This is a genomic window from Protofrankia sp. Cas8 (assembly GCF_963555845.1).
In the GTDB taxonomy this organism is placed as follows: Bacteria; Actinomycetota; Actinomycetes; order Frankiales; family Frankiaceae; genus Protofrankia.
The window spans coordinates 1,878-12,908 of the sequence record NZ_CAUVXI010000052.1; the positions used below are offsets into that span (position 1 = coordinate 1,878).

10 protein-coding genes are annotated in these 11,031 nt (G+C 67.7%); 9 read left to right on the plus strand and 1 reads right to left on the minus strand.

The genetic code is table 11. From position 1 onward, the window contains the following. Positions 1-109 precede the first annotated feature (109 nt). From U9977_RS26910 to U9977_RS10400, 5 genes are all read left to right on the plus strand, one after another. Positions 110-799, plus strand: a complete 690-nt coding sequence (locus U9977_RS26910) for a hypothetical protein (RefSeq protein ID WP_416210545.1) — start codon at positions 110-112, stop codon at positions 797-799. Between the two features lie 199 nt (positions 800-998). Continuing rightward, entirely contained in the window at positions 999-1,292 is a 294-nt protein-coding gene (locus U9977_RS10385; RefSeq protein ID WP_322749007.1) for a hypothetical protein, read from the plus strand. Between the two features lie 596 nt (positions 1,293-1,888). Further along, positions 1,889-4,384, plus strand: a complete 2,496-nt coding sequence (locus U9977_RS10390; RefSeq protein ID WP_322749008.1) for a HelD family protein — start codon at positions 1,889-1,891, stop codon at positions 4,382-4,384. Positions 4,385-4,545: 161 nt separating this feature from the next. After that, positions 4,546-4,794 (plus strand): hypothetical protein, encoded by a 249-nt coding sequence (locus tag U9977_RS10395; protein ID WP_322749009.1) that lies wholly within the window; start codon positions 4,546-4,548, stop codon positions 4,792-4,794. A gap of 223 nt (positions 4,795-5,017) precedes the next feature. Continuing rightward, positions 5,018-5,938, plus strand: a complete 921-nt coding sequence (locus U9977_RS10400) for a PAC2 family protein (RefSeq protein ID WP_322749010.1) — start codon at positions 5,018-5,020, stop codon at positions 5,936-5,938. A gap of 56 nt (positions 5,939-5,994) precedes the next feature. On the opposite strand, the gene U9977_RS10405 is transcribed toward U9977_RS10400, so the two are convergent. Beyond that, on the minus strand, positions 5,995-7,443 hold the full coding sequence (locus U9977_RS10405) for an NAD(P)/FAD-dependent oxidoreductase (RefSeq protein ID WP_322749011.1): 1,449 nt from the start codon (positions 7,441-7,443) through the stop codon (positions 5,995-5,997). A 374-nt stretch (positions 7,444-7,817) separates the two neighbouring features. On the opposite strand from U9977_RS10405, the gene lysS reads away from it, so the two are divergent. From lysS to U9977_RS10425, 4 genes are all read left to right on the plus strand, one after another. Continuing rightward, entirely contained in the window at positions 7,818-9,257 is a 1,440-nt protein-coding gene (lysS, locus tag U9977_RS10410) for a lysine--tRNA ligase (RefSeq protein ID WP_322749012.1), read from the plus strand. Between the two features lie 103 nt (positions 9,258-9,360). Next, positions 9,361-9,642: a type II toxin-antitoxin system Phd/YefM family antitoxin gene (locus U9977_RS10415; protein ID WP_322749013.1), complete on the plus strand. Its 282-nt coding sequence runs from the start codon at positions 9,361-9,363 to the stop codon at positions 9,640-9,642. A 10-nt stretch (positions 9,643-9,652) separates the two neighbouring features. After that, positions 9,653-9,925 (plus strand): type II toxin-antitoxin system RelE/ParE family toxin, encoded by a 273-nt coding sequence (locus U9977_RS10420; RefSeq protein WP_322749014.1) that lies wholly within the window; start codon positions 9,653-9,655, stop codon positions 9,923-9,925. Between the two features lie 491 nt (positions 9,926-10,416). After that, positions 10,417-10,533, plus strand: coding sequence for a DUF397 domain-containing protein (locus U9977_RS10425; protein WP_322749015.1), 117 nt, complete (start codon positions 10,417-10,419; stop codon positions 10,531-10,533). Positions 10,534-11,031 lie beyond the last annotated feature (498 nt).

Sequence of the window (11,031 nt, forward strand, 5' to 3'; positions counted from 1 at the left end):
ATGAGGGTGGCTACACCGCCAGGATGCTGGGTCGTTGAGGTTGCCGGGGGCGGCGGTCGCGACGAGCTGGCGTGCGGCTGTCGAGGCCGCATCGCTGACAGAAATGAGCATGACCATGAAGCTTCCGAGCATCCGACATCCTGCGACACTCATTGCGGCCGCCGTTGCGATCTTGGCATCCGGTGGTTTCGGTGGGGTTGCATCCGCTGCTACCGGTGGCCCAGCGTCTCCTCCACATCCAGCGCTGTATCCGTATCCGGACGCCGACACAGTCTCGTCGGCCCCCTTATTGGCTCCCGACGCGAGCGGCGAGATAGTTTCCGCGGACACCTGCACGCCATACGTCGATGGCGATTACGCGCACCTGTCGTCAGGGGATGTTTCGGCTCACGGCTGGTGGTATCAAGAGACCTGCCCAAATACGAAAGCCACGGTGACGATCTACCTTTACGAGTACTTCTCGGACGGCACCTGGCATTATCAGGCGAGCGAATCGAAATATGTTTATCCTGGTGGCGGCAGCGTCAATCGCGCTGTTGCTCGTCAGGTATGCGAAGGAGTGGCACCCGTGAGCTGGCGCAGTTTGATAACGGTGAGTATCGGTACGGGAGCCTCGGCCGACACCGCCCAGTACCGCCGCCGCAACGCCGTCGAGCGGTGCGTCAACAAGTGGAAAGGATGTCGGGCGGTGGCCACCCGGTACGACAAGCGGGACCACGTCTTCAACGGCACCTTGACCGTCACAGCGATCATGATCTGGCTCCGCGATCTCGTCAAAGAGCCGTCAGACACGCTCTAGTTCTGGGCGGATCTGGCGGAGCCGGTCGGCATGGAGATGGTGCTGCCGATGAATGGACTGACGGCAACAGACGCGCGACCGAGCCGCACGGGCTGATTCCTATATCGTCCGGCTTATGAACGCCAGTCCAGCAACTGTAGTGAGTCTCGGGGCTTGGGGCGACCTTAAGGAGGGCTCAGACGGCGGGACGTCGTGCAAAGTGCGTGAGTTCGCGCTGCTGTCCGACGGTCGTGAAATTACGCTCCTGGACGACCGGGGGTGGACGACGTCGGCGCAGCTGGGCGGGATCTCGCTCACCCACGTTGTGCGCAACGTCTATAACGTGGTCTTGCCCGACGATGCCGAGGAGACGGGCGAAGAGCATGAGTGGCAGCGCTTCGAGCAACGTTTGCGCGAAGCCGGGGTCGCGGTCACCCCGGACGAGCTCCGGGCGTTGCCGCACCGCGTCATCGTGAGTGTCCCCTGTGGAAGTGCCCGATGGCAAGCGGGGTGAGGTTGGATCACCCTGACTCCGCCGGAGGCTCCGATCTCACAAGAGAGCTTGGAGTCATGCCGGTTGAGGCTGAACGTACGGCGCAGATCAAGACCCGCCGCCCACGGCCCCCGGCGGACTGCCAGGCCGCCGGCCGGTACCCGGTCGACACCCCAACCGTGGACTCTCGACATCACCGACCTCGACACGCCAGCAAACGCGCCCGCGTCACCTCCAAGGGCGGCGGGACTGAGCCGCCCTACCGGTGCTACCCAGGCCTTCGAGCGCACCACAGACACGATTGCTCTCTAACGTTCTAAACGGATAAGATCGGCCCGGGCTTGTCGTTATATACGCTTTTTTGGGGAAATAGCGTACACAACGACAAACTCGCACGGATCATGATTCGTGTGGATGGTTGCCGGCGGGAAATCCTCGCCGGCTGATCGCGCGGGCCCATGTGACCAGGCCCGGACCAGCGGGCCGGACGCTCGGGGTGCCCGGCCGCATAAGCTCGACGTTCGCATCGCCGTTCCCAACGCCCGTGCGGATGCCCGCGAACGGAGCGTAATCACGCGGACAGCACAGTCACACCGCACAAGCCGGGAGGACCCCAGGTGCCGACCACGTACCAGCAGGAGCTCACCTGCGAGCAGGACTATGTCGACACGCTGTACGGCCGGCTGGATGACCTGCGCGACCGAACCCGCGAGCAGCTACGCGCCGTGCTGCTGGACCCCGGTACCGGCACGCCGCAGTCACGGGTCGAGCGGGACGCCTTCGCCACCGCGTACTCCGATCGGATCGGCCAGCTCGACGCGGCCGAGGGACGGCTGTGTTTCGGTGCAATGGACTTCGGTGTAGGGGACGTCGGTGCCATCGACGACGGTGCCATGGATGGCGGCGGCACCGATTCTCGTGCGCTGGACGACGCCGGCCACCAGCGCGTCTACATCGGACGTATCGGACTGTCCGACGACGAGCACGAACCCATACTGATCGACTGGCGGGCCCCGGTGGCCACCGCCTTCTACCGGGCGACCCTCGCCGACCCACACGGGCTGTCCCGACGCCGCCACCTGCGCATCAAGGGACGGGAGGTCAGCGGGTTCACCGATGACGTCCTCGACGTCACGGGCATACCGCGAAGCTCCGTCGGCGGATCGAGCGGCGACGGGCCGTTGTTGGAAGCCCTGTCCGCACCCCGATCCGGGCGCATGCACGACATCGTCGCGACGCTGCAGGCCGAGCAGGACAGGGTGATCCGCGCCGACTCGTCCTGCGTCCTGGTGGTGGACGGCGGACCGGGCACCGGCAAGACCGCGGTGGCCCTGCACCGGGCCGCCTACCTGCTCTACACCGAGCGGGAGCGGCTCGCCCGCTCCGGCCTCCTGGTGGTAGGCCCGAGCCCGACCTTCCTGCGGTACATCGAGCAGGTGCTGCCCTCCCTCGGTGAGACGGGTGTGGTCTTCGCGACCCCGAGCCGACTGTTTCCCGGGGTCGACGCCGTCGGCGGCGAGGACGGCCGCGTCATCGCCCTCAAGGGGGATCTGCGGATGGCCAGACTGCTGGCCGAAGCCGTGAAGGACCGCCAGGAGGTCCCGGTGCACGGGGTGGACGTCCCCTACGACGGCGCCGTGCTTCGCCTGGAGCGCCGTATCATCGAGAGCGCTCGGACTCGGGCGCGGCGCAGCCGCCGTCCTCACAACCTGGCCCGGCGGGTGTTCGTCCGCGAGACGGTCGCGGCGCTCACCAACCAGGTTGTCGCGAACCTTCCCGGTGGCTTGCTCGACGACGACGAACGCGACGAGATCGCCGCCGACCTGCGCGCCGACCGGGCGGTCCGGACGGCCATCGACGCGCTGTGGCCGCGGCTGACCCCCCAGGATCTACTCGCCGACCTGTTCGCCACACCGGCCAGGCTCGCCGCCGCCGCGCCGGCCGCAAGGTTGACCAGGCATGAGCAGCACCTGCTGCACCGGGCGACCGGTGCCGCCTGGACGCCCGGTGACGTGCCCCTGCTCGACGAAGCCGCCGAGCTGCTCGGCGATCCCGACGCCGACGCCACCGACCTCGCCGACTGGGAGGCGGAACGGGAGCAGCGCGCCGAGCGGGAGTACGCACGCGAGGTCCTTGACGGGCTCGGCCTCGCCGGGCTGGCCGATGCGGAGGCGATGGCGGCGGGAATGGCGCAGCGCTGGTCCGGGTCCCGGCAGCGGCGCAGCGCCGTCGAACACGCTCGCGGCGACCGGTCCTGGACCTTCGGTCATCTCATCGTCGACGAGGCCCAGGAAGTGTCGCCGATGCTGTGGCGGCTGTTGTGGCGGCGCTGTCCGATGCGGTCGGCCACCCTCGTCGGTGACCTCGCCCAGGCGGCGAGCCCGGCCGCGGCCCGTTCGTGGGCCGAAGCGCTGACCCCGCATATCGGCGACCGGTGGCGGGTGGAACGCCTCAGCGTCAACTACCGGACCCCTGCCGAGATCATGGATGTGGCCGCTGACGTGCTCGCCGCGCAGGACCCGGCCGCGCAGCCACCGCGTTCGGTGCGCTCCACCGGACGGCATCCGGTCGCGCTGCGCGTCCGCGCCGGTGGGGGTGCCGATGGCGGTGGCGGTGGCGGTACAGGCACGCGCGGCGGCGACACGCTGGTGGCCGCGGCGCTGGACGCGGCCAGTCGCGCGGCCGAGGATGTCGGCGACGGCAGGGTCGCGGTGATCTGCCCAACCGATCTTGCCGAGCGGATACGCGCGGCACTCACGGCCGAGCCGGCAGATGCCATTGCCGGCAGTGCCAAGGCGGTGCCCGGCACAGAGGCGGTGCCCGACACAGAAACGGTGCCCGGCACAGAAACGGTGCCCGGCAATGCAGCGACAAAGGCGGGCACCGTGGACGTGCTCACCGCCACCGTCGCGGTCCTCACAGTGGCGGAGTCCAAGGGTCTGGAGTTCGACGCGATCATCCTGGTCGAGCCGAGCGCAATTGTTGCCGGCTCGCGGCGCGGGCTCGCCGACCTCTACGTTGCCATGACCAGAGCGACCCAGACGCTCACAGTGGTCCACTCGGATGAGCTGCCCACGGCCCTGCATCGCCTTAGAGCGCCCGCCGCCGCCTGACCCACCCGGACTGATCGCCGGCATTGATCACTGACATCAGCCACCGACATCGATCACCGACGGTTGACCCGCCGAGATGGACCGACATCTGTGAGCAAACACTCGCGGATAGTCGCCCATCGCGGCGTGTACCGGCGTTGTTCCACGGGAACAGACCGCACATGAGCTATGGACCAACCAGGACGCCGACCGCCAAGCGGGACGGAACCATCAGCTTGGTCTGCGGGATTGTCGGCCTTTTCTTCGTCGGGATTGCGTTCGGTATCGCGGCGATCGTCTTCGGCGCCCGCGGCAGGCGCGGTGGCGGCGGCGGGCAGGCGACCGCAGGCTTCGTCCTCGGCATCCTCGACATCGTGCTGTGGGTCATCGGCCTGGCCGCGTGGCACGCGAACGCGTACGTCTGGTACTGACGTCCGGTACTCGCGTGCGGCGCCCGGTACTCGCCTCCGGCACCGACCGTTGGCAGAGACGGCCGTTCGACGACCCACCGGTCGTCACCGTGACAGGACGGGACCCTGTCACGTCAAGATACCGACGCGGGATACTGACCTCAACGGTAGGAATGGACCAGCACCACCGTGGCTTCATCCTCGGTGACGCCACCTGACGGACTCTGCGAGGAGGTCTCCACCAGTGCTCGACCCGAGTGAGCTGTACGAGGTCGCTGACGACCTGCCCGAGCTGGGTCGGCCCGTGCTGGTGGAGGCGCTGACCGGGGTTGTCGACGCCGGTGGGGCGGTTCGCCTCGCCGGCCAACATCTACTGAGCGCTCTGGAGCACCGGCTGGTCGTGACCTTCGATGTGGACCAGCTGCTCGACTACCGGTCCCGACGACCCGCCATGATCTTCGTTGAGGACCACTGGGAACACTACGAAGAACCCGTGCTCGGGCTGTATGCGCTGAACGACAGTGCCGGCACCGCGTTCCTACTGCTGTGCGGTCCAGAGCCCGACCTGCAGTGGAAACGGTTCACCGCCGCGGTGCGCACCGTCATGACGCGCCTGGGCATCCAGGTGACGGTGGGCCTCAACGCGATCCCGATGGCCATCCCGCACACGCGCCCATGCGGGCTCACCGCCCACGCGACCCGACCGGGCCTGGTCACCGGGTACGAGCCATGGCTGCGACGGGTACAGGTACCGGGCAGCGCCGGCCACCTGTTGGAGTACGAGCTGGGACGCGACGGCCGCGACGCGATGGGTTTCGCCGCCCACGTCCCGCACTATCTTTCTCAGACCGACTATCCCGATGCCGCCGAGACGCTGCTCACGGCGGTGTCCAAGGCGACCGGTCTGCTCCTGCCGCTGGACGAGTTGCGCACGGCGGCAGCGGCCGTCCGCGACAACGTCAACCAGCAGCTGGAGGACGGGGGTGAAGCCGCCGCACTCGTCCAAGCGCTCGAGGAACAGTACGACGCGTTCATGCGCGGCCGCGAGAGCACGAACCTACCGGCGGCTACGACCGGGCCACTGCCCACAGCCGATGAGCTCGGTGCCGCGTTGGAACGGTTCCTGGCCGAGCAGGCCGAGCCCGGTGGCCCACCCACACCGTGATCCACCCACATCGCGATCCACCCACATCGCGATCCACGCGGAGCAGGCAGCGGTCATCACCCGCCGGTCGCAGCTGGCCGGTCATGGTAGATGTCGATCTGCTCGGCGGCATTGATCGAGGACTTGGCCGGCGGCAGGAATCCGAGCCGGACGATCTGGCGTGGGGTGAACGTGTCGAGGAGCCAGTCCGTCGCGACCCGCGTCTTGTTGGTCAGGCAGGGTAGCGCCCACAGGTGGTATGCGCGGGTCGCCGCCACGGCAGGCACCCCGGACATCGCGATTCCAAGCGGATCGGCCACGGCGTCGGTCCCGCCGAGGTCGACGACGAAGCCGAGGTTACGGTGCCGGTAGGGCTTCGCCGTCCCGTGACCGAGCGAGGCGGCGATGCTGCGCCCGGCGGCAACTCCCTGGCGGATGGCGTGTTGGGCGGTCTGCCCCGCCGGCTGACAGCCCTGGGTCACGTCGGGCACGGCCGCGGCGTCCCCGAGAGCGAACACCCCGGCGACATCAGGCACCTGGAAGCGGGTGTCCACCACTAGGCGACCATGCTGGGTCGGCAGGCCCAGCATGGATATCAGCGGGCTGGGAGTCACCCCGGCGCACCAGACGAGGGTATGGGCCGCAACGCTCTCGCCATCGGTGAACCGGACGCTGTCGGCGCTCACCTCCGAGATGGACGTCCGCAGCCGCACCTCGATCCCCCGCTTGGCAAGGACCCGTGCCGCACCCTTGCTGAGTGCCTCGCCCAGCTCGGGCAGCACCCGCGGTGCCAGATCGAGGAGAATCCAGCGGATGTCGCGCGCGGTCAGGCGTGGGTACTGACCCACCGCCCGCCTGCTGAACTGCATCATCTGAGCGGCGAGCTCGGTCCCGGTGTACCCGGCTCCGACGACCACGAAGGTGCACCGCGCCCGGCGCACCGCCGGATCGTCGGAGGCGTCGGCGTACTCGAACTGGTGCAGCACATGATCGCGTAGGTAGACGGCTTCCGCCAGGTTCTTCAGACCGAGCGCGTGATCGGTCAAGCCCGGGATGTCGAATGTGCGCGTCACCGCCCCGGGCGTCAGTACAAGGCGGTCCCAGCCCATCGTCGCGTGGGTGCCGTCTGACTGGCGGATCGTGATCGTACGGTTCGGAAAATCGGCCCCGACCACGTGGCCGAGCGTCAGTGTGGCCCGCCGCAGCATTGCCCTGATGGACACCGCCAGATGACGCGGCTCGGCCTCGGCGGTCGCCACCTGGGGCAACAGCGACGTGTAGAGAAGATGGTCGACCGGGGACACGACGACGAGCTCAGCGGCGTCCACGGGCAGTCGTCGCTCCAGCTGCCGCAGCACGGACAAGCCCGCGAAGCCACTGCCGACCACGACGATGCGAGGGCGCGCTGCCCGCGTCCCGTCGCTTCCCGCACCGGGAGCACCGGGAGCACCGCTGCCAACCGCAGCGCTGGCACCCCGCCGGGTACGGACGTTGTCAAGCCAGGTGGGGAGCACGTTGTCGGGCACGATCTACCTCCAACACGTCAGGAGATCAAGTGGAGCAGCGTCGTCTCCCGCGAGTCGTTCCAGCTACAGCGACCGATAAACCGGAATCCCACCTCTGCGTCACCACAACCTCTACAACAGGTGAACACGGGCGACGACTACGGTTTGGCGACGACGGTTTGGCGACGACGAGATCGAACCGTCGGCACTGACGACACCCGCAGCGCCCGACTGGCCAATTGCCCGGGCCGTCGGGCCGTCGGGGCCAGCTGCGCCTGGGCCGGTAGGCTGGTGTAGCCGTCACCGGGATGACGGTCGGTTGCAGTTGGCCCGTTCGCCGAGGTTTTGTCACCGTACGGCCACCCGGGTGCCGGTCGCTCTAAGAGGGTGTGTTGATGTCGACGCAGGAGTCCGGAGCAATGGGGCCCCGGTCCGGTTACCGCGCTGACACCGTCGCCGCCGACGTCGAGGCCACACCGGACGGGACGGCCGTCCGTCTCGCCGGCCGGGTCGTCCTGTGGCGCCGGATGGGTGGGCTTATCTTCGGGCACCTGCAGGACCGCAGCGGCCGGCTCCAGATTTCGCTGTCCCGGGACGATCTGGGCGCGGAAGTCGTCAAGGAGTGGTCCCGGGCCGTGAAAATCGGCGACTTCGTCGGGGTCGCCGGCAGCCTTTACACCACCCGCCGTGGCGAGCGCACCGTAGCGGTATCCGAACTCACCGTCTTGAACCGGACGGTCCGTGCGTTGCCGGACAAGTGGCAGGGCATCTCCAACGTGGAGGCCCGGTACCGTCGCCGTTACCTCGACCTGCTGGTCAACGCCGACTCCCGGGGCCGGTTCCAGACCCGGGCGAAAATCATCCGGCGGATCCGTCGGTTCCTCGACGACAACGACTTTCTCGAAGTCGAGACCCCGGTCCTGCAGGAGGCGGCGTCCGGTGCGGCGGCCCGGCCGTTCGTCACCCGGCACAACGCGCTCGGCGAGGACTTCTACCTGCGGATCTCGCCGGAAACCTACCTCAAGCGCGTCGTCGTCGGTTCCCTCGACCGGGTCTACGAGCTGGGCCGCAACTTCCGCAACGAAGGCATGGACTCCTCGCACCTGCAGGAGTTCACGATGCTGGAGTGGTACGCGGCCTACTGGGACTACCGCGACAACATGGCATTCGTCCGGGCGCTCATCCTCGCCGTACTCGACGAGGTCTTCGGTACCCGCACGGTCACCTACGACGGGGTGAAACTGGACTTCGGTGCCGACTGGCCGGAACTGGACTACCGGACCGAGGTCGCCCGGCGAACCGGCATCGACCTCACCGTCGTGCGCGACCTGCCGACCCTGCGGGAACGGGTCGCCGGGCTCGGGCTGGAGGTTGACGGAGCCGCCTCCTACGCCGGCCTGGTCGATCTGCTCTACAAGAAGACCGTACGGCCAGACCTCGTCCAGCCCTGTTTCCTGGTGCATCACCCGGCGGAGCTCGTCCCGCTCGCCCGGCGCAGCGACAGCGACCCGACCAGGCTCGACATGTTCCAGGTCGTCGTCAACGGCTGGGAGATCGTCAAGGCGTACTCGGAGCTGGTCGACCCGGCCGAGCAGCGGGAACGGCTAGAGGAACAGACCCGGCTGCGTGAGGCCGGCGACGACGAGACGATGATGATGGAAGAGGACTTCATCGAGGCGATGGAATACGGCATGCCGCCGATGTCCGGCCTCGGTCTTGGTATCGACCGGTTCGTCGCCCTGCTCACCGACGCGCCCACCCTGCGAGAAGTCGTCCTCTTCCCGACTATGCGCGGCGCCCGCAAAGGCCAGACCAGCCCCGACGACCACGCCTGACCGAGAGGCCCCGGGCCACCCCGGCGGCCAGCTGACGCCCCGGTCGAGCGTCGACCCAAATCTAAGCCTTGAGAAAGCCGAAATTCTGGCCTATGATGGCGACGTGCAAACACTACCGATCTCGAAGGTCAAGGACAGGCTGAACGAGCTGGTCGACGCAACCTCGATCACTCGCGAGCAGGTGACGATCACTAAGAACGGCTCACCTGCCGCCGTGTTGATCGGCGTCGATGAGTGGGAGTCGATCCAGGAGACCTTGTACTGGCTGTCACAGCCGGGCATCCGTGAATCCCTGACCGAGGCCGACTCCGACGCGATCGCCGGACGGGTCTTCGACGAGACACAGATCCGCGGCGAGTTCGGCGTGCCCAAGCGCGATCGGTAAGTCGCTCGCAGTGAGCTACGAAGTGATCTTTACTGCCACCGCACGGCGAGATCTCCAGCGTGTCCCGCCGCGCATCGTGCCAGCGATCGTCGAATTCGTCTTCGGTGACCTCGCGGCGGCACCGCAGCGGGTCGGCAAGCCCCTGGAACGCGAACTTTCCGGTTCGTTCAGCGCTCGCCGCGGACCTTACCGGGTCCTGTACCGGATCGACGAGGACGCGAAGCTCGTGACGCTGCTGCGGATCGCACATCGAGCCGACGTGTACCGGCCCGGCAACGCCTAGCCGCTCCCGGCCGAGGGATGCGCATCTGTGCCACCTATCGCCAACTCCCAGTGTGGGTGCCGCTTGACGCAAGCCGGGAGACAGGGTCACGTCTCGTGGCAGGACCGACCCTTACGGTACGTCCGCCGGGGTGTCCAGTTATATCAACCTCGCCTACCGTGTCAGGCGTTCCATCCATCCGCGAGCCGCTCGCAGACCGCGTGATCAGGTGACTTTCAGATGATGAATCTTGTCTTCCGGTGCGGCGGGGTGGCACGCAAGCCTGTGGCACAACCGGCCCGGCTCCGTGTTGAGCGCGTCGTCTCCGCGGGTCCGGGCCGGCGTCCAACCGATGACGGGACGGGACGGTGGGGACGGGCGGATACCCGTGCTCCACGGGGTGGTGCGGTTCGAGCCGGGGGACGAACGGGCTGTCCCGCGTCTCTTTGGGTGGGCATGGAAGGGCCGCTGGGCATCGTTGACGGTGGGCATGTGCGATTGGTGATCGTGGAGTGAGTGCCTGGTTGGTGCGCGACTCGAACAACCGTTCCGGCGGTGTGATGCCGTTCTCGAAGGAGGAGTGGCGGGCGTTCCTCGACGGCGCCAAGGACGGCGAGTTCGGCATCTGAGCCGTCCCCACCAGACTCCGAGCCCCTGCCGCACCCTCCTCCACCGCGGCAGGGGCCCGGCGCATGCAAGGAGAGCGGGGTCGCCACGTACCGTATCGTCCAGACCTCACATCGTCCGGGCGATCACCGGTTTACCCTTGAATCCGTAGCGGAACAGACGCGGAAGGCGCATACAATGGCGTGGAACAAGCGGGGTAGCACCGGTGGCGGCGCAAGCACCGGCCGGGACGGCGTCAAACGCGGCGGTAAGGACGCCACGGCCGATAGAAACGTCCGTGATGTCGAGTTCGCGGATTGCCCCACTTGCAACGGTGCCGGCAAGGTCGTCTTTGACAGGTCCGAGCAGGACGAAGACGGCGGCTTCAGCGGCACCCAGGCAAGAGACTGCGGAACATGCGACGGAACGGGACGGGTCGCCAAGTGAGCGACGATGATTCGGTTCGCATGCTGGAACTTGTCGCCTGCAACAAATGCCGGCGGCAACGGGGCGCCCAGTTC

Coding starts and splice junctions, on each gene's coding strand:
- U9977_RS26910 (WP_416210545.1), top strand. CDS start 110: ATGACCATGAAGCTTCCGAGCATCCGACATCCTGCGACACTCATTGCG.
- lysS (WP_322749012.1), top strand. CDS start 7,818: ATGTCGACGCAGGAGTCCGGAGCAATGGGGCCCCGGTCCGGTTACCGC.
- U9977_RS10395 (WP_322749009.1), top strand. CDS start 4,546: ATGAGCTATGGACCAACCAGGACGCCGACCGCCAAGCGGGACGGAACC.